Consider the following 24,638-nt stretch of genomic DNA (forward strand, 5'->3'; position numbering starts at 1 on the left):
CCTCAGTGCGGTGTACGCCCGGTGTTAAAACGTTTTTCCAGATGCTGGCTGTAACGCGACATACTGAAACAGAAGATCCAGTAAATCAGTGCAGCGAAAACATATCCTTCTGTCGACATACCCAGCCACGCAGGGTCCACAGTTGCCTGCTGCACGCTACTGAAGAGATCAAACAGACCGATGATGATGACCAGGCTGGTATCCTTGAACAGGGCGATAATCGTGTTAACCAGACCCGGGATAACCAGCTTGAGGGCTTGCGGAAGAATGACCAGCCCCTGAGTTTTCCAGTACCCTAGCGCCAGTGATTCCGCGGCCTCATACTGACCTTTCGGTAGGGCCTGTAACCCTCCGCGAACCACTTCTGCGACATAGGCCGACTGGAAAAGAATAACGCCGACCAGCGCCCGGATAAGCTTGTCGATACTGGTTCCTTCGGACATAAACAGAGGAAGCATGACCGAGGACATAAACAGAACGGTAATCAACGGTACACCGCGCCAGAACTCAATGAAAATGACGGATAAAACCCGCACGACTGGCATATGGGAACGACGTCCCAACGCCAGTAAAATACCCCATGGAAGCGCGCCTGCAATCCCCACGGATGCAATAATAAGCGTCAGTGTTAATCCACCCCACTGCCGGGTTTCTACGCGTTCAAGCCCGAAAAAACCACCGTACATCAGCCACCAGACGACAATCGGATATATGACTGCCCAGATGGCGATATAACGGCCTCGGTGGGGAATGGTTTTCCAGAACATCGGAACAATAGAAACCAGACCAATTATCAGGGCCAGATTTACGCGCCAACGCTGATCGTGTGGATAAAGCCCATACATGAATTGTCCGAAGCGTTCATGGATGAACACCCAGCAGGCTCCGGCTTTGGTACAGTCTGCCCGGGTAGAACCGACCCAGTTGGCCTGAAAGAATACCCAGTTCAACAGTGGTGGAAGAAATGACCAAATCAGCCATACGCATAGCAGGGTGAGCAGGCTATTTGACCAACTGGAGAACAGGTTTTTACGCACCCAGAGTAGACTGCGGCTTGCCGGATTGCTGCGCTGGCGCGAGGGGTGAGACAGCAGTGCTTTTGTCATCATGGCTCCTTAGCGCTCAATCAGTGCAATACGGCGGTTATAAATATTCATCAGCAAAGAAATACTCAGACTGATGATCAGGTATACCGACATGGTGATGGCGATCGTTTCAATGGCTTGCCCTGTTTGATTGAGTACCGTGCCGGCAAACAGTGAAACCATGTCCGGATAACCAATGGCGGCCGCAAGAGAAGAGTTCTTGACGATATTCAGGTACTGGCTGGTCAGTGGGGGAATGATGACGCGTAGCGCCTGCGGGATGATTACCTGGCGTAGCGTCACCGGATTTGGCAGACCCAGCGAGCGTGCGGCTTCATGTTGGCCGTAAGGAACGGCCTGAATGCCCGCCCGAATAATTTCTGCAATAAATGCCGAGGTATATACCGAAAGCGCCAGAGTCAATGCCGCCAGTTCAGGAATAAGCACCATACCGCCACGGAAGTTAAAACCACGGAGCGCGGGAATATCCCAGTGAAGCGCAGCGCCAAACATCCACTGTGAAATCACCGGTAAAAGTACGATCAACGCCAGAGCTGTGGGCCAGGTCCGACGTAGCTGACCGGTTTTGGTCTGATGCATTCTGTTGAAGCGAAATAATCCGATGGTGACGACGATAGCGATAACGACAGCGGTGCAAAAGGCAAAAAAACCTTCTCCCATTTGCGGGGCCGGAATATAGAGCCCCCGGTTACTCAGGAACATCAAATCCAGCGCGTTAACGGCCTGGCGTGGGCCGGGCAGATTACGTAATACGGCGAAATACCAGAAGAAGATCTGCAGCAGCGGCGGTATATTGCGGAACGTTTCGATGTAGATCGTCGAGAGCTTTCGCAATAACCAGTTATCTGACAGGCGTGCTAGTCCGAGAAAGAAACCGAGAATTGATGCGAAAACAATGCACAGTGCTGAAACTAACAGAGTATTGAGCAGGCCGACCACAAAGACACGACCATACGTATCGCCTTGCTCGTAATCGATCAGATGCTGGACAATGCCAAATCCTGCGCTGCGATCGAGAAAAGAAAACCCCGAGGTAATACCGCTATTGTTCAGGTTATTTATCGTGTTATGAATGAGATAGACCGCAATGCTGATAACCGCAATGACGGCGAGTATTTGAAATAACCAGGCGCGGACCGCAGGGTTAGAAAAGGATAACGATCCTTTTACGGTTGAGCGGCGATGGAACATAAGAAAACCTCAGTAACTATGACTCTGGGCTGAGCGCCGCAGTTGCGGCGCCCGTTACATCACTACGCATTAGCGCACCGGTGGCGCATACTGAATGCCACCGTTATTCCAGAGGTTGTTCTGTCCACGTTTGATCTTCAGCGGACTTTCCGATCCAACGTTACGTTCAAAGATCTCCGAATAGTTACCAACTTGCTTGATAATGTTGTAGGCCCATTTGTTATCAAGCTTCAGATCCTTGCCATAATCCCCTTCTTTACCCAACAGGTGTGCCATATCCGGTGTTGCTGGATTAGCCGCTTTTTCATCGACGTTTTTCGAGTTAACACCCATTTCTTCCGCATTTAGCATGGCGAACAGCGTCCAGCGAACAATGGAGAACCACTCATCGTCCCCACGACGTACGACAGGTCCCAGAGGTTCTTTAGAAATAACTTCTGGCAGGACGATCCATTCCGCAGGATTGCTCAGCTTGATGCGTAGGGCATACAGCTGAGACTGGTCGGAAGCCAGCGTATCGCAACGTCCAGATTCCAGAGCTTTGGCTGATTCATCCGAACGGTCAAAGGTGACGGGGGTGTACTTCATCTTGTTGGCTTTAAAGTAGTCGGCCACGTTTAGTTCGGTATCGGTTCCCGCCTGAATACAGACCGTTGCACCATCCAGCTCTTTAGCGCTCTTCAGGCCTGCTTTATTGTGGGTAAGAAAACCAATGCCGTCGTAATACGTTACACCAGTGAAGGACATGCCCATACCGGCATCACGAGAAGAGGTCCACGTGGTATTACGAGAGAGCATGTCGACTTCACCAGACTGTAATGCGGTAAAGCGTTCCTTGGCGGTGAGCGGGGTATATTTTACTTTGCTATCATCGCCAAATACGGCGGAGGCAACGCCACGACATACATCAACATCAATACCCGAGAACTTGCCGCTTGCATCGGCGTAAGAAAAGCCAGGCAAGCCGTCGCTGATCCCACATTGCACAAACCCTTTTTTCTTTACGGCATCAAGTGTTGCGCCGGCATGTGCCTGATTTGCAACAGCAAGCAGCACACCGGCCGCAGCCAGGCTGGCGATTATCATCTTTTTCATAGAGCATCCTGTGTGGAGGAATTATTGTTATGGAAACGTTCTGAAAACGTCTTTTACCTGTCTGTGGCTTTGGCCATACTCTTTTAAGCAAAGGTAGTGCCAGTTTTTTGCGCCTGATTATTCGACGCAATATGCAGAGTGTAGACAGGAAAAAATAAATGCAGCGCCCTGAAGTGGTGCAAAATTGAAACGTAAGCCACATTTCGGCGCAAAAAATTTAAAAATCAGACAGGACGCGTGATAACGATTTCTGGCGTTAATATTAATGACGTGAGAATAATGAAAAGAAAATGTGGTGTTACGAAAAACAGAAAAAATGCTAATTTCAAATCGCGGATGTGTGAGTGAAATCTATAATAATTTTATTACATGTCAGGTTCTATTAAGCAACGTTTTGTCTTATATGTAGATTTTATGCTTATTGCTAAAAGCGCGGTAATAACCGCGCTTTTAAGATGATTTATTTGGTCAGGGCGACAATCCCAAGCGTCAGTCCGGCAACGGCTGCAGCACCACCGGCGATGGCTCCGGCTGTTTCCCAGTTATCCTGGGTGGTGCCTTTCATACAGGTATTGGTATGAACCAGGCGTCCCTGATCGTCGTATACAGGTACGCAAGGAGAATCGTGTGCACAGCCAGCCAGGAATGCGGTAAGCAGTGCAACGGATATTAATCTTTTCATGGTGTTACCTCAAAATAAGCGTTTCGCTAATTAAGCAAAGACAAACGCTAAGCCATCTGCGAACTCGGCGATTATTTTACCACTTCTTAAAAAAGGACTGACATGAGGAATAATCTCAATTCATGTGGATTGTAAAAATAATGGATAAAAAGAAAGGCTGCAGGCGAGTTTAGAGGGATAGTTTAAATGAAATAAATGGCTATCTTACTAATAAATAAAGAGGAGCATCGTAGGTGAAAAAGGCGTCCGTAGACGCCTTTATTTTACAAATTAATCGTTGTGCCGACTAAAACGCCGTCTTACGACAACAAAGAAGACGGGGACGAAGAAGATAGCCAACAATGTTGCGGTCAGCATTCCTCCCATAACACCGGTACCGACCGCATTCTGCGCACCACTACCTGCACCGTGACTGATAACCAGAGGCATAACCCCCAGAATAAAGGCCAGGGATGTCATCAGGATAGGACGAAGACGCATGCGCGATGCCTCCAGCGTCGCTTCAATCAACCCCTTGCCTTCTTTATCCATCAGGTCTTTGGCAAACTCGACGATCAGGATGGCGTTCTTAGCCGAGAGGCCGATTGTGGTTAGTAAGCCAACCTGGAAATACACATCGTTATTCATCCCACGCAGTGATGCTGCTAACAATGCGCCCACAACACCGAGCGGTACAACCAGCATCACCGAGAAAGGAATAGACCAGCTTTCATACAATGCGGCAAGGCAAAGGAAGACAACGATTAGCGAGATGGCATACAGCGCAGGTGCCTGGTTACCCGACAGCCTTTCCTGATAGGACATCCCCGTCCAGTCATGACCAATACCGTTTGGCAGTTTTTCCGCCAGGCTTTCCATCAGCGCCATTGCTTCACCGGTACTTCTGCCAGGCGCTGCTTCTCCCAGCAGTTCCATAGAAGGCATACCGTTATAGCGCTCCAGGCGCGGTGAGCCGTAGATCCAGTGTGCGGAACTGAACGTGGAGAACGGAACCATTTCGCCATTGGCGCTACGGACATACAGATTATTGATGTCCTCCGGTAACATACGGAACTTGGCATCGGCTTGTACGTACACTTTTTTCACGCGGCCACGGTCAATGAAGTCATTGACGTAATAGCCGCCCAGCGCAGCTGAGATGGTTTCGTTGATATCAGACAGTGAGACACCAAGCGCTTGCGCTTTCTCCTGATCGACATCCAGTTTGAACTGTGCGGTATCCTCGAGCCCGTTTGGACGCACACGAACCAGCAGGTCAGGGTGTTTGGCAACCATGCCCAGCAGTTGGTTACGTGCCTGGGTTAGCGCAGCATGCCCCAACCCGCCCTGGTCAATCAGCTCGAAGTCGAAGCCCGTTGCGGTACCCAGTTCAACGATGGCTGGCATGTTGAAAGGGAACACCAGACCATCACGAATCTGACTAAACGCTCGGGTAGCGCGGGCGATAATTGATTCAACGTTATTTTCGTTACCGCTACGTTCTTCCCAGGGCTTGAGGCTGACGAACGCCATCCCTGAGTTTTGCCCCTGGCCGCTGAAGCTAAAGCCGTTAACCGTAAAGACGCTTTCAACGTTGGCTTTTTCATTGTTCAGGTAGTAGTGGGTGACCTGATCCAGCACCTTCTGGGTGCGTTCTTGCGTGGCGCCTGCAGGAAGTTGAATCATCGTCAGGAAGACGCCCTGATCTTCCTCTGGCAGGAAGGAGGTTGGCAGGCGCATAAACAGCACCGCCATCCCGATGACGATTATCAGGTAGACGACCAGGTAACGCCCAGTTTTACGCACAATACCGCTGACGCTATTGGTGTAATGATTGACGCTGTGATCGAATTTGGCGTTGAACCAGCCAAAGAAACCGCTTCTTTTCTCGTGATGTTCAGCTGATACCGGCTTCAGCAACGTTGCACAAAGTGCGGGAGTCAGGATCAGCGCGACCAGTACTGAAAGCGCCATGGCGGAAACGATGGTGATGGAAAACTGCCGATAGATAGCCCCGGTTGAACCGCCAAAGAAGGCCATCGGGATAAATACCGCAGACAGCACCATGGCAATACCAACCAGCGCTCCCTGTATTTGTGACATGGATTTTTCCGTCGCCTCTTTGGGCGGCAGATGATCCTCCATCATCACGCGTTCCACGTTTTCCACCACCACTATCGCATCATCGACCAATAGACCGATGGCGAGCACCATGCCGAACATCGTCAGGGTGTTTATTGAGTAGCCAAACGCAGCAAGCACGGCAAATGTGCCCAACAATACGACAGGTACGGCGATGGTCGGAATGAGCGTTGCCCGGATGTTTTGCAGGAACAAATACATGACCAGGAACACCAGCACGATCGCTTCAAACAGTGTTTTTACCACTTCATGAATGGAGATGGTCACAAATGGCGTCGTGTCGTACGGGTAGACCACCTTCATTCCCTGCGGGAAGAATGGTTGCAGTTCAACCAGCTTGGCTTTAATAGCGTTCGCGGTATCCAGCGCGTTTGCCCCAGTTGCCAGCTTGATCCCAAGGCCGGATGCAGGCTTACCGTTAATACGCGCCACGACGTTGTAGTTTTCCCCGCCTAACTCGATACGCGCGACGTCTTTCAGGTGAACAACCGAACCATCGCTGTTCACGCGTAAAGTCACTTTGCCGAACTCTTCAGGGTCTTTCAGTCGCGTTTGCGCAATGATAGAAGCGTTAAGCTGCTGGTTAGGTAATGCAGGCGTCCCCCCTAACTGACCTGCGGCAATCTGATCGTTCTGTACCTTCAACTGATTGATCACATCAACCGGCGTGAGCTGATATTTGTTCAATAAGTTTGCATCCAGCCAGATGCGCATGGCGTACTGTGCACCAAACAGCTGCACGTCACCCACGCCATTCAGACGGCTGATTGAGTCTTTAACGTTCGAGGCGACGTAATCGGAAATGTCATCCTGTGTGGTTTGTGGGTTGTCAGAAACAAAACCCGCAACCATCAAAAAGCTGCTGCTGGATTTCTCGACGCTGATCCCTTGCTGCTGAACTTCTTGCGGCAGTAGCGGAGTGGCGAGCTGCAGTTTATTTTGCACCTGCACTTGCGCGATATCGGGATCGGTACCGGACTGGAAAGTCAGTGTAATAGTCACACTCCCGGCCGAGTCGCTGGTGGAGGACATATACATCAGGTTATCGATACCATTCATATTCTGTTCGATAACCTGTGTGACTGTATCCTGAACCGTCTGTGCATCTGCACCAGGGTAGGTGGCAGAAATGGCGACCGCAGGAGGCGCAATGGTTGGGTACTGTGCCACGGGCAGTTGCATGATTGCCAGAGCACCCGCCATCATCAGAATGATAGCCAATACCCAGGCAAAGATAGGACGCCTGATAAAAAAGTTAGCCATGTCCGGTTACCTTATTGGGCTTTCGTGGCAGGGGTTTCGGTATCGGCGGTTGCTTTAACCTGAACGCCTGGACGTGCTTTCTGTAAGCCGCTCACGATAACTTTGTCACCCGGTTGCAGGCCTTCGCTGATGAGCCACTTGTCACCAATAGCTTGTGCGGCAACGACTGCGCGAGACTCAACCTGACTCTTGTCGTTAACGACCATTACGGTGGCATCGCCGCGAGGCGTACGCGTTACCCCCTGCTGCGGAACGAGAATGGCATTCGGCTGGACGCCTTCATCAATGCGTGCACGCACAAACATGCCCGGCAACAGCGTGTGCTGCGGGTTAGGGAACACGGCTCTGAGGGTGATTGAGCCGGTGCTTTCATCAACCGTCACATCAGAAAACTGCAAAGAGCCTTTTAGCGGGTATGACTGACCATTTTCCATCACCAGTTCGACAGTACTGCTGGCGCTGTCTTTATGCAGACTCCCTTGTTCAACGGACTGTTTGAGGCGCATAAAGTCGTTACTGGACTGTGTCACGTCGACGTAAATGGGATCGAGCTGTTGAACGGTAGCAAGCTCTGTAGCCTGGCCATTCGTGACTAATGCACCTTCGGTGACGTTAGATTTACCGATGCGTCCGCTAATTGGCGATGTCACTTTGGTGTAGGCCAGATTGATACGCGCGCTTTCGACCGCCGCTTTTGCCGCGATCACGGAGGCATCGGCCTGACGAGCATCAGCAATTGCCTGATCGTACTCTTGCTGGCTGATGTACTTGGTGCCAACCAACGGCACATAGCGTTTTACCGTTAAATGCGCGATTGCAGCAGCCGCTTCACTCTTCGCCAGTTCACCTTTGGCGCTGTCATAGTCAGCCTGATAAGTCGCGGGATCGATCTGATAAAGTGACTGCCCGGCTTCAATATCGCTTCCCTCAGTGAAATTCCGTTTAAGCACTATCCCGCTGACCTGGGGACGAACTTCTGCAATTCGGAATGCCGTTGTGCGCCCGGGTAATTCGGTCGTTACGGCTAAAGGAGCCTTTTCGACGACATGGACAGTCACCTGCGGTTCTGCGGGATGAGCTTGTGTTTCTCCCTGATCGTTACAACCGGCGAGTAATGCAGCGGAGACGATGATGAATGAGGGCAGGAGTGAAAACCTGGCATTTTTCGTCATTTCTATTCCTTAAAAAACCGAACGCTCGTTATTAACCGGGTAACGCAGGGGGCGATAACGTGCACAAGAAAAATAATAGTTGGCTATCCTACAAATTATTAGCTTGCGATGTAAGCAATACTTATTTATAGGCACGATACACGGCACGTAAAAGCAAAAAAAGATTAATCGACAGCTGTTTCATTGTGGTGTTAATAGCAATACTATGATTCGCATAAACACAAATTGAAATAAGCATTTGGTTTGTGAATATATTGTTTGTTGGTATTCGTTTTGTTTATTCGTGTGCAAAGTCCGTAATAATATTTTTTAGAACTCGTTTAAATAAATGCTAAGTGATACATTTGTTCCGTATCGCAAATATTAGATAAGAAAGTTAATCATTCTCTACTCTACCTCAGACAGTCGGAACCATGGCCAGAAAAACGAAAGCTGATGCCCTCAAAACGCGGCTGCACCTGATAGAAACGGCAATTGTACAGTTTGCCGCACGTGGCGTAAGCAATACGACGCTAAACGACATTGCGGATGCCGCCAGCGTGACGCGTGGCGCACTCTATTGGCATTTCGAAAATAAAACTCAACTGTTTAATGAGCTATGGTTACAACAACCACCTTTACGCGATCTTATTCAGGACAAGTTAATTGGTCGTTGGGGTGATAACCCTTTACAGCGATTGCGAGAAAAGTTTGTGGTGGGGTTACAATATATTGCAGAGAACCCTCGTCAGCAGGCATTAATGCAGATTTTATATCATAAGTGTGAATTTCATAACGATATGATATCTGAGCAGGCTATTCGCGATAAAATAGGTATCAGTCATCAAAGCATTCGTGATTCCCTACAAAAGTGTGTCGATGACAATTTGATTGCCACCACTCTTGATTTAGATGTCATCATCATTATTCTGCACGGTAGTTTTAGCGGAATTATAAAAAACTGGTTAATGAATCCAGTGAGTTATGATCTATATGGGCAAGCTCCAGTATTAGTTGATAATGTACTAAAAATGTTAAGCCCAGACGGTAGCGTCATGCAATTAATGCAGAGTGAAAACCAGGTCGGATAGTTTTTACCGCCAGAGGCTGACGGCTGTCGAAGTGTTATCTGAGGTGCTATTCGAGGTCGACGCAGTTGACCAGCTTAAGGGGATTCACTGAGTTCATATTCCGGCACTTGTCGTGCTCTGTTGTCATCAGCTCTATCCATTGGATGAGCAGCGCATCAAAAAGAAAAACGAAGACCGCAAAAACAACCAGCCACCAATACTTGCGAATCATTCCTAAACCCTGTGTATTCATGCCCAAGTGTGCAGGGAATATACACGAAATTTTTAAGCTGAAAAGCAGACTTACAATGCCTTTACTTTGTTGAAAGATCGCCACTCCTTGCCGTCAATCGACTCTTTTTAGACAGGTTTTTTGTCTTACGTTTTTTCACCTTGGCAAGCTCAATTTCTGAAAAATGAGAACCGATACTCAGTCTTCTGAGTCCCATTTTTACGTATTCAGTATTGATCTCAATCCCGACAAACTTGCGACCCAATTCCACGGCGGTAGCTCCGGTGGTGAAGCTGCCGGCAAACGGATCCAGTACCTTGTCATCTGGGTTCGAGGACGCCAGAATTATACGCTCCAGGAGGGCTTTGGGTTTCTGGGTGGGGTGGTTTTCGTATTCGTCCATCAGATAGCGTACGCGTGGGAACTCCCAGACATTGCCCGGCACTTTTTTCTGATTGTAGGGCTGCGGCGGGTTTTTTCTGTAGTCTATTAGCGCGCGTTTAGCGCCAGTTTTGGCTTCAACCAGAATATCGTCACGATTAAATGTGTAGTTTTTCTGATCTTTTACCATCATCAGGATCGGTTCATACATCGAACCAAAGTAATTTTTGGCCTGTACCCCTGAGCTATCGTATGACCACACGATACGACTCTTGATGGTAAAAAGCGGGCGGCATTTGAGGTCGATGTACGGCATGTTCTCCGTACTGTTCATGATGTACATGGTGCCGTGTGGTTTGAGGATGCGATGGCACTCGTCGATGCACTCAAACAACCACGCCAGAAAGGTCTCTTCGTCCCAGGATTCAACCATCCCGTCAAAGTCTTTCCCGATGTTATAAGGAGGGTCAGCAAAAATGAGTTCGACGCTTTCAGACGGCAGTTTTTTCAGTTCAGTTAGCGCATCGCCCAGGATTATCTTTTTTGATTCATCGCCAAAATAGACAGGTTCACATCTCGCGTTCATCGCCAAAGCCTCCCGTGTGACGTCAATAAAAAAGGCGCTTCCCCATGCCGAGTAGCGCCTTTTAAAACAAACATTTAACTGATTAGTATCAGTTCATGCCGTATTTTTTCAGTTTTTTACGCAGCGTACCACGGTTGATGCCCATCATCAGGGCAGCACGGGTCTGGTTACCGCGGGTGTATTGCATCACCATGTCCAACAGGGGCTGTTCTACTTCAGCCAGTACCAGCTCATAGAGATCATTCACATCCTGACCATTCAATTGAGCAAAATAGTTCTTCAGTGCCTGTTTAACCGAGTCACGCAGGGGCTTTTGAGTTACCTGGTCCTGAGAGTTAACGGTAGAAACGGTCAGTACGTCAGAATTTACGCGTTGTTCGAACATAGTTCTGTCAGCTCTTTATTTCTGTTTACGCAAAATTTTCGAAGTATGCCTCCAACGCCGCCAGCTGTTCGCTGGAATCTTCAATGGCGTTGAATGTGCGCCGAAACTGGTCATCCGGAGCGTGTTCCTGGAGATACCAGGATACGTGTTTACGCGCAATTCGGTACCCTTTTGCCTGACCATAAAAGTCGTGCAGTTCCCGAATGTGCGCACAAAGCAAGCGCTTCACCTCTGCCAGAGGCAGCGGGGGCAGCAGCTCCCCAGTGTCCAGATAATGCTGGATTTCCCGAAAGATCCAGGGTCTTCCCTGAGCTGCACGTCCTATCATCAGGGCATCCGCCCCCGTATAGTCGAGTACAGCTCTGGCTTTATGCGGGTCAGTAATGTCGCCATTCGCGATAATCGGAATGGAAACTTTCTGCTTAACTGCCCGAATACTGTCGTACTCAGCATCTCCATTGAACAAACAGGCGCGGGTGCGTCCATGAATGGTCAGAGCCTGAATGCCACAGTCTTCAGCCAGTTGGGCAATCTCTACGCAGTTACGGTGTTCCGGAGCCCAGCCGGTGCGAATCTTGAGTGTGACAGGAACGTCCACTGCATTGACGACCTCGGTTAGTATCGATTTCACTAAATCCGGGTACTGCAAGAGGGCTGAACCTGCGAGCTTGCGATTCACTTTTTTAGCCGGACACCCCATATTGATATCAATAATCTGGGCGCCGCTTTCCACGTTAATACGTGCGGCATCGGCCATCTCAACAGGGTCGCTACCGGCAATTTGCACCGTGCGAATTCCTGGCTCATCAACGTGCACCATCCGTAAACGAGACTTATCACTTTCCCAAACCTGCGGGTTAGAAGACATCATCTCGGATACTGTCAATCCTGCTCCCATCTCATAGCACAGCGTCCTGAATGGTCTGTCAGTGATGCCAGCCATAGGTGCTGCGATCAGGCGATTTCTGAGCTGGTATTGTCCGATGCGCATGAGTTAAGAAATGACCATACTGTGACTGCAAGGCGGCGTATATTACGCATTTTTCGCACGAGATGAAAGGCCAAACTTTGACCAATCCACTGAGGTGGATCAATGAATTGCCGTAAATGTGAACGCATGAAAATATTTAATCATATAAATCATCGCATTATAAAAATGTGTCGATTTTATATACACATATAATTTTGCGTAACTTCTCATTTTTTCTTCAGCTGCAGACGGTACTGACAAGATATTCTGCTGAATTAATCAGCAAATTACCTCGTCATTGTGTGATCGCTACCTCATTTTAGTACAGGATCTCGGTATCCCCAGAATAGCTGTCCGTAATCTTGCGTTCATTCAACGGCTGCAGCGGGCGATTGTTTGCCGTCCCAACAATGTAGTGGAATTTATCCATCTGTTCGGCAGAAAGAGCAACAGGCGTTTTCAGGACAGTCCAGGTGACGCCTTCGGTGCAGGGAGGCGTTGTTAACGAACCACGGTAGCGCCAGTAGGTTTTATTGTCGGGTAAAAGCTGGTGGATATCGACCGGCGAGAAGATGGCCATGCTGCTGTCCTCCATGGTTGGAAAGGACTCCCACAAATTTTGAATCGCCTGGTTTGGTTCGCCGATATCAAACATAACCGCCACGATAGCGATGTCTCCGGATTGATTTTTGTGGACCAGCTGCAGCTCCAGCGGATAGGTTTTACCGTTGAGGGTATGTTCGCTCGGGGCATGAAAATCAAATTGTTTTAAATAATAAAGTGTTTCATCAATTTCAATAGAATTAGATGCGTAGCTACTCATCGTTGCCTGCAACGTATGGTTAATGCTCCGAAATCTGGTTGGGCCATCGACGTACTGCATGTTCAGCGCGGGGAGACCGAGTTTACTGGTTGTGGTGGTCTGGATGTCTATGGGGGATTGGTTTATGCCTGTCTGGCACGTTGCATACGCTTTGCTGATTTCTCCCCACCGTGCGGGGCCGTTTTCTTCGGTATATCCCCATGGTACGGCCAGCGTGGTCAGTGGCATCATGCATGCTGCCAGCAAAGTTGTTGTAAAACAGTTGAAACGCATACGTTTACTCAACGAGAATCAATATAAAAAATAACAAAATCAATTGATTATTATATCGCTGAGGAAAGTGTCGGTATGCTGGTCAATTGTCTGAAAATGGCGTGGTCAGATAACCACGCCGGAAGGGATTATTTTTTCTGGCCGGTAATGCGACACCACTCTTCTTTCTCGATAACCGGATCGAGCGTAAAGAGATCGGCATAGGCTTCACAGACGCTTTCCGCCTGGCTGGCAAGAATACCAGAAAGCCCCAGCAAACCGCCCTCAACGGGCAGTACGCTGATTAACGGAGCCAGTTCACGTAATGGGCCAGCAAGGATGTTGGCGACCACCACGTCGGCTTTCATCGCCTCTGGCTGGTCTTTCGGCAGATAAAGCTCCAGACGCTCAGAAACACCATTACGCTGGGCGTTATCACGGCTGGCCTGAATCGCTTGCGGGTCGATATCCACGCCAATGGCTTTCGCCGCACCCAGCTTCAGTGCCGCAATGGCAAGAATGCCGGAGCCGCAGCCAAAGTCGATAACCGTTTTACCGTTAAGATCAAGACCGTCCAGCCATTGCAGGCACAGAGAGGTAGTGGGGTGCGTGCCTGTACCAAACGCCAGACCCGGGTCCAGCATCACGTTGACAGCATTCTCATCCGGGACATCGCGCCAGCTTGGGCAAATCCACAGACGTTCACCAAAGCGCATCGGGTGGAAGTTATCCATCCATTCGCGTTCCCAGTCTTTGTCTTCGAGCTGTTCGATTTTATGCGCGAAGCCTTCACCCAGCAGCGGATGCTGTTCCAGGATAGCAACTACTTCTTTCATATCGGTTTCTGCATCGAACAAGCCGATAACGTCGGTATCACCCCACAGGCGAGTCTCGCCCGGCAGAGGTTCAAATACCGGCGTATCATGCGTATCCTGGAAAGTAATGGAAACGGAGCCCGCTTCCATCAGCGCATCGCTCAACTCTTCAGCGTTGGCACCGGTCGTGTTCAGTTTCAGTTGGATCCATGGCATGGCAAAACTCTTTATTTATCAGTAGTCAATATGGCGGCTTGCGGGACGGCGGAACCGAAACGGTTGCCTATCAGGAAAGCCAGCAAGCTTATCAGTAACGAGGGCACGATTGGGTGGAAGCCCAGGAACTGAACGTTAAAGGTGGCGAGTAGAGCATAAAGCACGCCGCCGACAATCATCGCGCTCAATGCGCCTGACGCGTTTGCCCGCTCCCAATAGAGGCCCAGCACCAGCGGCCACAGGAAGACGGCTTCCAGCCCGCCAAACGCCAGCAGATTCAGCCAGATAATCATCTCTGGCGGTTTCCAGGCGGCCAGCAACAGCAACGCGCCCAACAGCAGGGTAATCACTGCCGACATGCGTTTCAGCCGGGTTTCGTTTTCCAGCTGTTCCGGGCGAAGGTTCAGGTACAGATCCTTAATGATCGTAGCGGAACTTTGCAGCAATTGGGCATTGATCGTCGACATGATCGCGGCCATAGGTGCGGCGAGGAAAATCCCGGCAGCGACCGGCGGCAGGACTTTGACCATCAGCGTAGGGATTACCAGATCCGGTACCGTCAGGTCAGGGATTACCGCCCGTCCCAGAGCGCCCGCCAGATGCATACCAAACATCAGAATCGCCACCACGATGGTGCCGATGATAATGCCGCGGTGTACCGCTTTACTGTCTTTATAAGAGATACAGCGTACCGCCGTATGCGGCAGGCCAATCACGCCAAAGCATACCAGCACCCAGAATGAGGTCATAAACGTGGGTGACAAAATGTCATCAGCGCCCTGCGGCGAAACCAGTTTAGGATCGATAGTCTGCAGGGTTACCACCGCATTGCTGAGGCCACCGGCAGCATGAACAACGCCGACCAGCAAAACGATAGTACCAATCAGCATCACCATGCCCTGCATGGTATCGTTCAGTACGCTGGCGCGAAAGCCGCCAAACGCCGTGTATAACGCGATGCTGACGCCAAAAATCAGCAGGCCGGTTTCGTAGGGGATACCCGCTGCGGTTTCCAGCAAACGTGCGCCGCCAATAAACTGTACGGTCATTGCCCCGACAAACGCGACCAACAGGCTGAGGCTTGCCAGCCATACCAGCAGGCGGCTCTGGTAGCGTGCAAATAGCATATCGTTGAGGGTAACAGCATTATAACGGCGTGCCAGAATGGCGAATTTCTTACCAAGAATCCCCAATGAGAGCCATACGGCGGGCAACTGGATCATCGCTAGCAGCACCCATCCCAGTCCGTATTTGTAAGCGGCACCAGGACCGCCAATAAACGAGCTGGCGCTAATGTAGGTTGCCGTTAGCGTCATCGCTAACACGACGCCGCCCATGGAGCGGCTGCCGAGGAAATATTCATTCAGGAAGGTACCGGTCGATCTCTTGCGCATGGCATAAACTGAGAGACCGAAGACCACCAGAAGATAGGCGACCAGCGGAAAAATAACTTCAAGCTGCATCGTCATCCTCCAACGGAATGTCGCGATAGATAAACTTCACCATCGCCCAGCACAGCACGATAAAAACCAGCGGCGTTAGCAGGCAGGCCATTTCGAACCAGTGCGGTAAGCCGGTAAAACCCAGCGTTGAATCTGGTAAGTAAGCGGCCACTAACCATGTGACCAGATATAAAAGGGTTAGCCACAGCGCCCAGCGCGCCTCTTTATGGGCCTGAACAAAACGAGCGTCCATTTTTTGTCCCTTGTGGATAAAGAAAGCGGGGATTGTACCTTATGGCACGTGCGGGAGGGGAGAAAAACAAAAGGCCGGAATTTCCGGCCTTTTCGGTTAACGCACGCTTACTTTTCCTGAAGTCCGAGTTTTTTCTCCAGGTAGTGGATATTGGTTCCACCGTGCTGGAAGTGCTCGTCATTCATGATACGGATCTGCAGGTCAACGTTGGTTTTGATACCGTCGATGATCAGTTCCTGCAATGCGTTTTTCATACGGGCGATAGCGACGTCGCGGTTTTCGCCATAGCAGATCAGCTTACCGATCATTGAGTCATAGTATGGAGGTACGGTGTAGCCTGCGTAAATATGAGACTCCCAACGCACACCAAAGCCACCCGGCGCGTGGAAACGCGTGATTTTACCCGGGCTTGGCAGGAAGGTGTTCGGGTCTTCGGCGTTGATACGGCATTCTACCGCATGGCCTTTAACCACAACTTCGTCCTGCTTGATGGACAGCGGTTGACCCGCTGCGATGCGCAGTTGCTCTTTGATCAGATCAACGCCGGTGATCATTTCGGTTACCGGGTGTTCAACCTGAATACGGGTGTTCATCTCAATGAAGTAGAACTCGCCGTTTTCGAACAGGAACTCGAAAGTACCCGCCCCGCGATAGCCGATATCAACACACGCTTTGGCGCAACGCTCGCCGATGTAGCGACGCAGTTCCGGGGTAATGCCCGGCGCTGGTGCTTCTTCGACAACTTTCTGGTGACGACGCTGCATGGAGCAGTCACGTTCTGCCAGATAAATCGCGTTACCCTGACCGTCAGCCAGCACCTGAATTTCAATGTGGCGTGGGTTTTCCAGGTATTTCTCCATGTAGACCATGTCGTTATTGAAAGCGGCTTTTGCTTCCGCTTTGGTCATGGAGATGGATTGTGCCAGTTCGGCATCGCTGCGCACGACGCGCATACCGCGACCGCCGCCGCCGCCGGAGGCTTTGATGATAACCGGGTAGCCGATGCGTTTAGCATGAGCGCGGTTAGCGTCCATGTCATCGCCCAGCGGGCCGTCAGAGCCTGGGACTGTCGGTACGCCCGCTTTCTTCATCGCGGTGATTGCAGACACTTTGTCGCCCATCAGGCGGATGGTGTCAGCTTTCGGGCCGATGAAGATAAAGCCAGAACGCTCTACCTGCTCAGCAAAGTTGGCGTTCTCAGAGAGGAAGCCATAGCCCGGGTGAATTGCCACCGCGCCGGTGATTTCAGCGGCGCTGATGATAGCCGGGATGTTCAGATAGCTTTTTACGGACGGAGCCGGGCCGATACAGACCGTCTCATCCGCCAGCAATACGTGTTTTAAATCGCGATCCGCACTTGAATGCACAGCGACAGTCTTGATGCCCAGTTCTTTACAGGCACGAAGAATACGCAGGGCAATCTCGCCGCGGTTGGCGATAACAATTTTATCCAACATGTTCGCCTCGTTATTCGATGACGACCAGCGGCTCGTCAAATTCTACCGGTTGACCACTTTCTACCAGAATCGCTTTAACTACGCCGGATTTGTCGGCTTCGATCTGGTTCATCATTTTCATGGCTTCAACGATGCACAGGGTATCGCCCGCATTCACTTTCTGTCCGATTTCGATGAACGCTTTAGCATCCGGGCTCGGGGTGCGGTAGAACGTACCAACCATTGGGGAGCGTACGATGTGACCACTGATTTCCGCTGCTGCCGGAGCTTCCATACTTGGAGAGGCAGTTTGTGCGACAGCGTTAGACAGAGCTGGTTGCTGCATCACTGGTGCAGCATAAGCCTGTTGCATCATCGGAAAACTTGCAGCTGGCGCTGCACGGCTGATGCGTACAGATTCTTCGCCTTCAGAAATTTCCAGTTCGGAGATGCCTGATTCTTCAACCAGCTCGATCAGTTTTTTAATCTTACGAATATCCATGAGTGGGTTCCGTACTCTTTGTTTAGTGAGATTGTGACAGGCGTTTTACCGCCGTCTGTATAGCATTTTTATAACAGTGAGTGACAAGATGCCACGCATCTCAGGCGCTGCACTGGGTGCTGCTGCCATTAAGTGAGATTGCCAGACTTGTTAGTCATTGTGCGGCTATCTTCTGCCATTTTCGGGTAAAAGACAAAATATACCTTCAATATGCGATTGTCACCCTTTCAGCGCCTTAAAAACGCTACCGGGGATAGCAAAGTCGCACATTATAACTATTTCGTAGCAATTGGCAGCTAAATACTGGTCTTATCAGGGAAGATAATCAACCGTTAACATGTAAAGAAAATCGGATCGTCCGTGTTTTGCAACGCACTGCACATATCGTGAAACTACCGCCACCACTGGCGAAACTTCTTGTAACGGCACGCTAACAGCACCGCAGCGAGCGCTGCATAAATAATCTGTTGAGGGGAGATAATTTTTACCGACCACAGATAATGTATGGGTGCCAGGATCGCCACAAGATAGACGAAGTTGTGCAAATACTGCCAGTTTTTACCCAGCTTTCGCTGTGCAGCCTGCGTGGACGTTAAGGTGAGGGCGAATAATATGACCCAACTGACAATGCCCAAGGTTAAATAAGGTCGCGTCATTAATTCCCGCCCTAACAACGCCAGATTATTAATGCCCAGTTCCAGTAACGCGTAGCTGGTTAAATGCAGTGTTGCCCAGGCGAAACACCATAGCCCTAACAGGCGACGTGTGCGTATCAATAATGGCTGTTTAGCGTAGCGCGCGAGTGGAGAGACCAGCAAGGTCGCCAGCAAGAATTTCAGAGCTGTCCTACCGGTAAAGTGCTGGATATCTTTGACCGGATCGGCGCTCAGGCCGCCGTGATTTATCGCCCAAAATAGCCAGATAAACGGCAAAAAACCGGCAAGATGCAGGCAAACTTTCAGCCCGGTAATATACTTTGCGGTCAGTCGCACTTAAAAATTCTCCTGCAAATTGAGTCCGCGATACAGTGACGCAACCTCTTCGGCATAGCCGTTAAACATCAGCGTAGGCTGACGCTGTACGTCCAGAATACCGCCAGCGCCAATAAAACGCTCAGTGGCCTGGGACCAGCGGGGATGATCGACATGCGGATTCACGTTGGCATAAAACCCGTATTCATTGGGCGCGGCCAGATTCCAGGTTGTCGGAGGGCGTTCGCGTGTGAGTTTGATACTCACGATCGACTTAATGCCTTTAAATCCATATTTCCACGGCACAATTAAGCGAATGGGCGCGCCATTTTGTGGCGGAAGGGCCTTACCATAAACCCCCACGGTAAGCAGTGTGAGTGGGTGCATCGCTTCATCCAGGCGCAACCCTTCTACATAGGGATACTTCAGCCCGCCGCCAATAAAGCGATCTTTTTGTCCTGGCATTTCTTCCGGTGCGTACAGCGTTTCGAACGCGACATACTTCGCATTGCTGGTGGGTTCTACCTGCGCCAACAGTTTATGTAACGGAAAGCCAATCCACGGCACGACCATTGACCAGGCTTCCACGCAGCGCATGCGGTAAATCCGTTGCTCCAGCGGGAAACGGGTGGTCAAGGTATCGTGATCGAGAGTGAGTGGTTTGGCGACCTCACCACTGATTTTTAATATCCACGGATCGGTTTTCAGGCTACCCGCGTTGGCTGCCGGATCCGCTTTGTCGAGACCGAATTCATAGAAGTTGTTGTAGCCAGAAACTTTATCCGCTGGGGTTAAAGGAAGCGAATTTTGCCAGGCGGCGGGCTTGCTGAAATCAAGCGGCTTTCCCGCGGGCGCGGGCGGGCGGTCATTACCCTTAAACCAACTCAGAAGGTCAGCCTGCGCAGAGTGGGGTAAAGACAACGCGGCTGCGCTGATCCCTAATGCTTTCAGCACATGGCGACGCTGCATAAAAAAAGCCGACTCGTCAGTGACGTCGGCTTCTGTAAATGGACGTAATTTCTTCATAACAGACTCCCGGCTTACGCGTCATAACTGACAGGGGACGCGTAGTTAATATGGCAGGGAGTCTGTAGATGTGCCGCGAAATTTCGTTAATTAAGTGTAAATTTCTGCGCCAGGGTCTGTTACTTCACCTTCACCAGCGTACGGCCTTGCACCTGGTTATTGATGATGGCATCGGCGAACTTCGGCGCATCCGCCAGCGTAATTTCCGTTGCCGCCTGAGCATAGAAAGATTCCGGCAGATCCTTAACCAGACGCGCCCAGGCTTCTGCACGGCGTGTCGGCGGGGTCATCACCGAGTCCACTCCTTGCAAACGAACGTTACGCAGAATGAATGGCATTACCGTGGTTGGCAGAGCGAAACCGCCCGCCAGACCGCAGGCGGCAACACAGCCGCCGTAGTTCATCTGCGCGAGGACTTTCGCCAGAACTTTGTCGCCAACGGTATCCACCGCGCCAGCCCACAGCTGTTTTTCCAGCGGGCGAGATTCAGCAAATTCATCGCGGCCAAGAACACGATTAGCGCCCAGGCTTTTCAGGTAGTCGTGGGTGCTTTCACGACCCGAAACCGCCGCAACCTGATAACCCAGCTTATGCAGTAACGCAACGGCCGTGCTGCCCACGCCTCCGCTGGCACCAGTGACGACAATCTCACCGTCTTGCGGACGAATTCCTGCATCTTCAAGCGCCATGACGCAAAGCATGGCGGTAAAGCCAGCGGTACCGATGACCATGGCTTTACGTCCATCCAGCCCTTTTGGCAGCGCAACCAGCCAGTCGCCTTTCACGCGTGCGCGTTCTGCCAGTCCACCCCAATGATTTTCACCTACGCCCCAACCGGTCAGTAAAACCTCCTGACCCGCATGAAAACGGGGATCTTCGCTTGCACGCACGGTACCAGCGAAATCGATACCAGGAATCATCGGAAAATTACGAATGATTTTTCCCTTGCCGGTGATAGCCAGGGCGTCTTTATAGTTCAGGCTTGACCAGTGGACATCCACCGTTACATCGCCTTCCGGTAGCTGATTTTCGTCGAGGGGTTGAACGGATGCGAGGGTTTTTCCGTCCTGCTGTTCTAAGATCAAAGCCTGCATAACCTGTCCTCAATTCGTATAGTGGATTGGAAAATTAATAATGAAGACTATACTCGCTAATCAAAACATGATGCCGATTCTGCGCAATAAATTGCCAGATATACCTGATTTGGTAGTATGCCCTCACAGTTTGTATAAATTGGCGGATTTTGCGGTCAGTTTTGCATTTTAGAGTCGATTTATCACTTTCAGGCCTGTTTCATAACTGTCGGAGTTAACACAAGGATGCGATTAACGACGAAATTTTCAGCTTTTGTCACGCTGCTTACTGGGTTAACGATCTTCGTGACTCTGATCGGCTGTTCGCTGAGTTTCTACAACGCTATTCAATATAAGTTCACCACGCGCGTTCATGCGGTCGCGACGGCGATTGATACGCATCTGGTCTCCAGAGATGTCGTTGCGTTAACCCCGCAAATCGATGAACTGATGGTTTCTGTTGATATCGTGCGCATCGAACTGTTGCAGGGCGAAAACGTGGTGTATGACCACTCCCGGACCAGCAGCTACCGACCGGCAGGGACAAACAATCTCTACCGCGAGATTACCGTACCGTTGGTCAAGCATCCGGGTATGTCATTGCGTCTGGTTTATCAGGATCCGATGGGTAACTATTTCCATTCGCTACTGACCACCGCGCCGCTCACGATAGCCATTGCTTTCATTATTCTGATGCTCTTTTTGTCTGTGCGCTGGCTTCAGCGTCAGCTTTCGGGTCAGGAGCTGCTGGAGATTCGTTCCACACGTATTCTGAACGGCGAACGTGGACCGAACGTGCGGGGAACGGTCTATGAATGGCCTGCGCGTACCAGCAGTGCGCTCGATATGCTGCTGACTGAAATTCAAAATGCCCGCGAGCAACGCAGCCGCCTGGATACGCTGATTCGTTCCTATGTCGCGCAGGATACAAAAACCGGGCTAAGCAACCGCTTGTTCTTTGATAACCAACTGGCCACGCTGCTGGAAGATCAGGAAAAAGTAGGCTCGCATGGCGTTGTGATGATGGTGCGCCTGCCGGACTTTACGCTGCTGCGTGATAGCTGGGGAATCACCCTCGCGGAAGAACAAATCTCGACGCTGATCAATTTGTTGTCGACTTTTATGACGCGCTATCCGGGCGCGTTGCTGGCGCGCTACCACCGTAGCGATTTTGCTATTCTGCTGCCGCACCGTACGCTGAAAGAGGCGGAAAGCATCGCCGGGCAATTATTAAAAGCGGTAGATGCACTTCCGGCTAATAAAATGATCGATCGTGCCGATATGGTTCATATTGGCATTTGCGTTTGCCGCAGCGGTCAGTCGCCGGAGCAAGTGATGGATCATGCTGAAGCCGCCACCCGGAATTCGGTATTGCAGGGCGGAAATAGCTGGTCGGTCTATGATGACTCGCTGCCGGAAAAAGGTCGGGGCAACGTACGCTGGCGAACGCTGATCGAACAGATGCTCAGCCGGGGCGGGCCGAGAATTTATCAAAAGCCTGCAGTAACGCGTGAAGGCCGGGTGCACCATCGGGAGTTGATGTGCCGTATTTTTGATGGCAACGAAGAGGTCATTTCGGCGGAATATATGCCGATGGTCCTGCAATTTGGTCTGGCAGAAGAATATGACCGTTTGCAGATAAGCCGTCTGATCCTGCTTTTGGGCTACTGGCCGCAGGAAAATCTGGCGATGCAGACAACGGTTGAATCGCTTATTCGTCCACGTTTTCAGCGCTGGCTGCGTGATATGCTGATGCAGTGCGAAAAATCATTACGCAAACGCATAATTATTGAACTTGCTGAGGCAGATGTCTGTCAACATATCAGCCGGTTACAGCCTGTCATCAGATTGATGAATGCGCTGGGCGTGCGTATTGCCGTTACGCAGGCGGGGTTAACGCTGGTGAGCACCAGTTGGATCAAAGAGCTTAACGTTGAGTTATTGAAGCTTCATCCAAGTCTGGTGAGGAACATTGTTAAGCGAACGGAAAATCAGCTTCTGGTTCAAAGCCTGGTGGAGGCCTGTTCGGGAACACCCACGCAGGTTTACGCCACGGGCGTACGTTCGCGTAGTGAGTGGCATACGCTGACAGAACGCGGAGTTGCGGGTGGGCAAGGGGATTTTTTTGCCGCATCACAACCACTTGACACTAACGTGAAAAAATATTCGCAAAGATACTCGGTTTAACCTGCCGTTTAATTTGTTTTCACGTAGAATAACGCGCGCTGTGCCTTCTGGGGGTGTGCTTGCCTGCTCGCCAGGTTGTAACAGCAAACATGCAGGTGAATGACCTTTGACAGGTTGCAAACAAAAGCGAGGAGTGCTGCTGATTTATTCAGCCCTGATGGACTCAGGCCGGTTTTGTAACAAAGGAAACGAACTGCACTAATTTTCACCGTAGCAGATGATTTTTGCGCCTTGTCGCTGCTGCGTGTGGTTGGTAAAGTAAGCGGATTTTGTTTTCCGCCCCAGCTTTCAGGATTATCCCTTAGTATGTTGAAAAAATTTCGTGGCATGTTTTCCAATGACCTGTCCATTGACCTGGGTACCGCGAATACCCTTATTTATGTAAAAGGACAAGGCATCGTATTGAATGAGCCTTCTGTTGTGGCCATTCGTCAGGATCGTGCCGGTTCGCCGAAAAGCGTGGCTGCAGTAGGTCATGATGCGAAGCAGATGCTGGGTCGTACGCCGGGCAATATCGCTGCAATTCGCCCAATGAAAGACGGCGTTATCGCTGACTTCTTCGTGACTGAAAAAATGCTCCAGCACTTTATCAAGCAAGTGCACAGCAATAGCTTCATGCGCCCAAGCCCGCGCGTACTGGTGTGTGTACCGGTTGGAGCAACTCAGGTTGAACGCCGTGCGATCCGTGAATCCGCTCAGGGCGCAGGTGCTCGTGAAGTCTTCCTGATCGAAGAGCCGATGGCGGCCGCGATCGGTGCGGGTCTGCCAGTTTCTGAAGCAACCGGTTCAATGGTTGTGGATATCGGTGGTGGTACCACTGAAGTTGCCGTTATCTCCCTGAACGGCGTGGTTTACTCCTCTTCTGTCCGTATTGGCGGCGACCGCTTCGATGAAGCCATCATTAATTATGTTCGTCGTAACTACGGTTCACTGATCGGTGAAGCGACCGCAGAACGTATTAAACACGAGATCGGTTCCGCTTATCCGGGTGACGAAGTGCGCGAAATCGAAGTTCGCGGTCGTAACCTGGCTGAAGGCGTTCCGCGTGGCTTTACCCTGAACTCTAACGAGATTCTGGAAGCTCTGCAGGAACCACTGACCGGTATCGTAAGCGCAGTAATGGTTGCACTGGAACAGTGCCCGCCGGAACTGGCGTCTGACATCTCCGAACGCGGTATGGTGCTGACCGGTGGCGGTGCGCTGCTGCGTAACCTTGACCGTCTGTTAATGGAAGAAACCGGTATTCCAGTTGTTGTTGCTGAAGATCCGCTGACCTGCGTGGCGCGCGGCGGCGGCAAGGCGCTGGAAATGATCGACATGCACGGCGGCGACCTGTTCAGCGAAGAGTAATCGGATGCAGGTTGGGTAGCCCCCGCGGGTTGCCCTTCCGCTCTGATACGAGAATACGC

The 24,638-nt window shown here is 50.8% G+C and carries 23 protein-coding genes; 3 read left to right on the plus strand and 20 right to left on the minus strand.

The features are described from left to right. Positions 1 to 2: 2 nt before the first annotated feature. From C2U43_RS02710 to C2U43_RS02735, 6 genes are all read right to left on the minus strand, one after another. Complete coding sequence (locus C2U43_RS02710) at positions 3 to 1,106, minus strand: amino acid ABC transporter permease (RefSeq protein WP_063941628.1); 1,104 nt, start codon at positions 1,104 to 1,106, stop codon at positions 3 to 5. Positions 1,107 to 1,115: 9 nt separating this feature from the next. Further along, positions 1,116 to 2,297 (minus strand): amino acid ABC transporter permease, encoded by a 1,182-nt coding sequence (locus C2U43_RS02715; protein WP_003844801.1) that lies wholly within the window; start codon positions 2,295 to 2,297, stop codon positions 1,116 to 1,118. 69 nt (positions 2,298 to 2,366) lie between these two features. Then, complete coding sequence (locus C2U43_RS02720) at positions 2,367 to 3,392, minus strand: amino acid ABC transporter substrate-binding protein (protein WP_008785976.1); 1,026 nt, start codon at positions 3,390 to 3,392, stop codon at positions 2,367 to 2,369. A gap of 460 nt (positions 3,393 to 3,852) precedes the next feature. Next, positions 3,853 to 4,074 (minus strand): lipoprotein, encoded by a 222-nt coding sequence (locus C2U43_RS02725; RefSeq protein ID WP_003025292.1) that lies wholly within the window; start codon positions 4,072 to 4,074, stop codon positions 3,853 to 3,855. A gap of 270 nt (positions 4,075 to 4,344) precedes the next feature. Then, a complete protein-coding gene (locus tag C2U43_RS02730) occupies positions 4,345 to 7,458 on the minus strand; it encodes an efflux RND transporter permease subunit (protein WP_008785975.1) in 3,114 nt (1,037 codons plus the stop codon). A gap of 11 nt (positions 7,459 to 7,469) precedes the next feature. Continuing rightward, a complete protein-coding gene (locus C2U43_RS02735; RefSeq protein WP_008785974.1) occupies positions 7,470 to 8,630 on the minus strand; it encodes an efflux RND transporter periplasmic adaptor subunit in 1,161 nt (386 codons plus the stop codon). A gap of 413 nt (positions 8,631 to 9,043) precedes the next feature. Between C2U43_RS02735 and envR the strand changes: the two genes are divergently transcribed. Then, on the plus strand, positions 9,044 to 9,700 hold the full coding sequence (envR, locus tag C2U43_RS02740; protein ID WP_103284657.1) for an acrEF/envCD operon transcriptional regulator: 657 nt from the start codon (positions 9,044 to 9,046) through the stop codon (positions 9,698 to 9,700). A gap of 46 nt (positions 9,701 to 9,746) precedes the next feature. Here envR and C2U43_RS02745 read toward each other — a convergent pair whose 3' ends face one another. From C2U43_RS02745 to acuI, 13 genes are all read right to left on the minus strand, one after another. Continuing rightward, positions 9,747 to 9,911: a DUF2556 family protein gene (locus tag C2U43_RS02745; RefSeq protein ID WP_003025279.1), complete on the minus strand. Its 165-nt coding sequence runs from the start codon at positions 9,909 to 9,911 to the stop codon at positions 9,747 to 9,749. Between the two features lie 82 nt (positions 9,912 to 9,993). Next, positions 9,994 to 10,878, minus strand: a complete 885-nt coding sequence (yhdJ, locus tag C2U43_RS02750; RefSeq protein ID WP_103284658.1) for an adenine-specific DNA-methyltransferase — start codon at positions 10,876 to 10,878, stop codon at positions 9,994 to 9,996. A gap of 88 nt (positions 10,879 to 10,966) precedes the next feature. Beyond that, positions 10,967 to 11,263 carry a DNA-binding transcriptional regulator Fis gene (fis, locus tag C2U43_RS02755; RefSeq protein WP_000462905.1) on the minus strand — a complete coding sequence of 99 codons (297 nt, stop codon included), beginning with the start codon at positions 11,261 to 11,263 and terminating at the stop codon, positions 10,967 to 10,969. A 25-nt stretch (positions 11,264 to 11,288) separates the two neighbouring features. Further along, positions 11,289 to 12,254, minus strand: coding sequence for a tRNA dihydrouridine synthase DusB (dusB, locus tag C2U43_RS02760; protein WP_008785970.1), 966 nt, complete (start codon positions 12,252 to 12,254; stop codon positions 11,289 to 11,291). Between the two features lie 298 nt (positions 12,255 to 12,552). Continuing rightward, the gene (locus tag C2U43_RS02765; protein WP_225623070.1) at positions 12,553 to 13,287 is read right to left on the minus strand and encodes a carbonic anhydrase; all 735 of its coding nucleotides are present in this window, start codon (positions 13,285 to 13,287) and stop codon (positions 12,553 to 12,555) included. Between the two features lie 170 nt (positions 13,288 to 13,457). Beyond that, on the minus strand, positions 13,458 to 14,339 hold the full coding sequence (gene prmA / locus C2U43_RS02770; protein WP_003025221.1) for a 50S ribosomal protein L11 methyltransferase: 882 nt from the start codon (positions 14,337 to 14,339) through the stop codon (positions 13,458 to 13,460). An 11-nt stretch (positions 14,340 to 14,350) separates the two neighbouring features. Next, the gene (gene panF / locus C2U43_RS02775) at positions 14,351 to 15,802 is read right to left on the minus strand and encodes a sodium/pantothenate symporter (RefSeq protein ID WP_020996361.1); all 1,452 of its coding nucleotides are present in this window, start codon (positions 15,800 to 15,802) and stop codon (positions 14,351 to 14,353) included. Next, a complete protein-coding gene (locus C2U43_RS02780; protein ID WP_003828839.1) occupies positions 15,792 to 16,034 on the minus strand; it encodes a YhdT family protein in 243 nt (80 codons plus the stop codon). Before C2U43_RS02780 ends, panF begins: the two co-directional genes overlap by 11 nt. A gap of 107 nt (positions 16,035 to 16,141) precedes the next feature. Then, the gene (gene accC, locus C2U43_RS02785) at positions 16,142 to 17,491 is read right to left on the minus strand and encodes an acetyl-CoA carboxylase biotin carboxylase subunit (RefSeq protein ID WP_003828838.1); all 1,350 of its coding nucleotides are present in this window, start codon (positions 17,489 to 17,491) and stop codon (positions 16,142 to 16,144) included. A 10-nt stretch (positions 17,492 to 17,501) separates the two neighbouring features. Further along, entirely contained in the window at positions 17,502 to 17,972 is a 471-nt protein-coding gene (gene accB, locus C2U43_RS02790) for an acetyl-CoA carboxylase biotin carboxyl carrier protein (protein WP_003025210.1), read from the minus strand. Between the two features lie 392 nt (positions 17,973 to 18,364). After that, on the minus strand, positions 18,365 to 18,964 hold the full coding sequence (gene msrQ, locus C2U43_RS02800; RefSeq protein ID WP_103284659.1) for a protein-methionine-sulfoxide reductase heme-binding subunit MsrQ: 600 nt from the start codon (positions 18,962 to 18,964) through the stop codon (positions 18,365 to 18,367). Continuing rightward, a complete protein-coding gene (gene msrP, locus C2U43_RS02805; protein ID WP_103284660.1) occupies positions 18,965 to 19,969 on the minus strand; it encodes a protein-methionine-sulfoxide reductase catalytic subunit MsrP in 1,005 nt (334 codons plus the stop codon). Positions 19,970 to 20,088: 119 nt separating this feature from the next. Then, positions 20,089 to 21,063 (minus strand): acrylyl-CoA reductase (NADPH), encoded by a 975-nt coding sequence (acuI, locus tag C2U43_RS02810; protein WP_060683120.1) that lies wholly within the window; start codon positions 21,061 to 21,063, stop codon positions 20,089 to 20,091. A gap of 225 nt (positions 21,064 to 21,288) precedes the next feature. Between acuI and csrD the strand changes: the two genes are divergently transcribed. Beyond that, on the plus strand, positions 21,289 to 23,229 hold the full coding sequence (csrD, locus tag C2U43_RS02815) for an RNase E specificity factor CsrD (RefSeq protein WP_103284661.1): 1,941 nt from the start codon (positions 21,289 to 21,291) through the stop codon (positions 23,227 to 23,229). A gap of 8 nt (positions 23,230 to 23,237) precedes the next feature. Here csrD and C2U43_RS29305 read toward each other — a convergent pair whose 3' ends face one another. Then, positions 23,238 to 23,558 (minus strand): hypothetical protein, encoded by a 321-nt coding sequence (locus tag C2U43_RS29305; protein ID WP_153752135.1) that lies wholly within the window; start codon positions 23,556 to 23,558, stop codon positions 23,238 to 23,240. Between C2U43_RS29305 and mreB the strand changes: the two genes are divergently transcribed. Then, positions 23,536 to 24,579, plus strand: a complete 1,044-nt coding sequence (gene mreB / locus C2U43_RS02825) for a rod shape-determining protein MreB (protein WP_000913396.1) — start codon at positions 23,536 to 23,538, stop codon at positions 24,577 to 24,579. The genes C2U43_RS29305 and mreB overlap by 23 nt on opposite strands. Positions 24,580 to 24,638 lie beyond the last annotated feature (59 nt).

The organism is Citrobacter freundii complex sp. CFNIH9 (genome assembly GCF_002903305.1).
Lineage (GTDB): Bacteria > Pseudomonadota > Gammaproteobacteria > Enterobacterales > Enterobacteriaceae > Citrobacter > Citrobacter portucalensis.

What these genes read in the sequence shown, in the direction of transcription:
- C2U43_RS02735 (WP_008785974.1), bottom strand. Translation starts at nt 8,630, where the DNA reads ATGACGAAAAATGCCAGGTTTTCACTCCTGCCCTCATTCATCATCGTC.
- C2U43_RS02715 (WP_003844801.1), bottom strand. Translation starts at nt 2,297, where the DNA reads ATGTTCCATCGCCGCTCAACCGTAAAAGGATCGTTATCCTTTTCTAAC.
- dusB (WP_008785970.1), bottom strand. Translation starts at nt 12,254, where the DNA reads ATGCGCATCGGACAATACCAGCTCAGAAATCGCCTGATCGCAGCACCT.
- C2U43_RS02725 (WP_003025292.1), bottom strand. Translation starts at nt 4,074, where the DNA reads ATGAAAAGATTAATATCCGTTGCACTGCTTACCGCATTCCTGGCTGGC.
- C2U43_RS02710 (WP_063941628.1), bottom strand. Translation starts at nt 1,106, where the DNA reads ATGACAAAAGCACTGCTGTCTCACCCCTCGCGCCAGCGCAGCAATCCG.
- msrP (WP_103284660.1), bottom strand. Translation starts at nt 19,969, where the DNA reads ATGAAGAAATTACGTCCATTTACAGAAGCCGACGTCACTGACGAGTCG.
- C2U43_RS02720 (WP_008785976.1), bottom strand. Translation starts at nt 3,392, where the DNA reads ATGAAAAAGATGATAATCGCCAGCCTGGCTGCGGCCGGTGTGCTGCTT.
- prmA (WP_003025221.1), bottom strand. Translation starts at nt 14,339, where the DNA reads ATGCCATGGATCCAACTGAAACTGAACACGACCGGTGCCAACGCTGAA.
- mreB (WP_000913396.1), top strand. Translation starts at nt 23,536, where the DNA reads ATGTTGAAAAAATTTCGTGGCATGTTTTCCAATGACCTGTCCATTGAC.
- C2U43_RS02745 (WP_003025279.1), bottom strand. Translation starts at nt 9,911, where the DNA reads ATGATTCGCAAGTATTGGTGGCTGGTTGTTTTTGCGGTCTTCGTTTTT.
- accC (WP_003828838.1), bottom strand. Translation starts at nt 17,491, where the DNA reads ATGTTGGATAAAATTGTTATCGCCAACCGCGGCGAGATTGCCCTGCGT.
- C2U43_RS02730 (WP_008785975.1), bottom strand. Translation starts at nt 7,458, where the DNA reads ATGGCTAACTTTTTTATCAGGCGTCCTATCTTTGCCTGGGTATTGGCT.
- acuI (WP_060683120.1), bottom strand. Translation starts at nt 21,063, where the DNA reads ATGCAGGCTTTGATCTTAGAACAGCAGGACGGAAAAACCCTCGCATCC.
- panF (WP_020996361.1), bottom strand. Translation starts at nt 15,802, where the DNA reads ATGCAGCTTGAAGTTATTTTTCCGCTGGTCGCCTATCTTCTGGTGGTC.
- yhdJ (WP_103284658.1), bottom strand. Translation starts at nt 10,878, where the DNA reads ATGAACGCGAGATGTGAACCTGTCTATTTTGGCGATGAATCAAAAAAG.
- fis (WP_000462905.1), bottom strand. Translation starts at nt 11,263, where the DNA reads ATGTTCGAACAACGCGTAAATTCTGACGTACTGACCGTTTCTACCGTT.
- csrD (WP_103284661.1), top strand. Translation starts at nt 21,289, where the DNA reads ATGCGATTAACGACGAAATTTTCAGCTTTTGTCACGCTGCTTACTGGG.
- accB (WP_003025210.1), bottom strand. Translation starts at nt 17,972, where the DNA reads ATGGATATTCGTAAGATTAAAAAACTGATCGAGCTGGTTGAAGAATCA.
- C2U43_RS02765 (WP_225623070.1), bottom strand. Translation starts at nt 13,287, where the DNA reads ATGATGCCACTGACCACGCTGGCCGTACCATGGGGATATACCGAAGAA.
- C2U43_RS29305 (WP_153752135.1), bottom strand. Translation starts at nt 23,558, where the DNA reads ATGCCACGAAATTTTTTCAACATACTAAGGGATAATCCTGAAAGCTGG.
- envR (WP_103284657.1), top strand. Translation starts at nt 9,044, where the DNA reads ATGGCCAGAAAAACGAAAGCTGATGCCCTCAAAACGCGGCTGCACCTG.
- C2U43_RS02780 (WP_003828839.1), bottom strand. Translation starts at nt 16,034, where the DNA reads ATGGACGCTCGTTTTGTTCAGGCCCATAAAGAGGCGCGCTGGGCGCTG.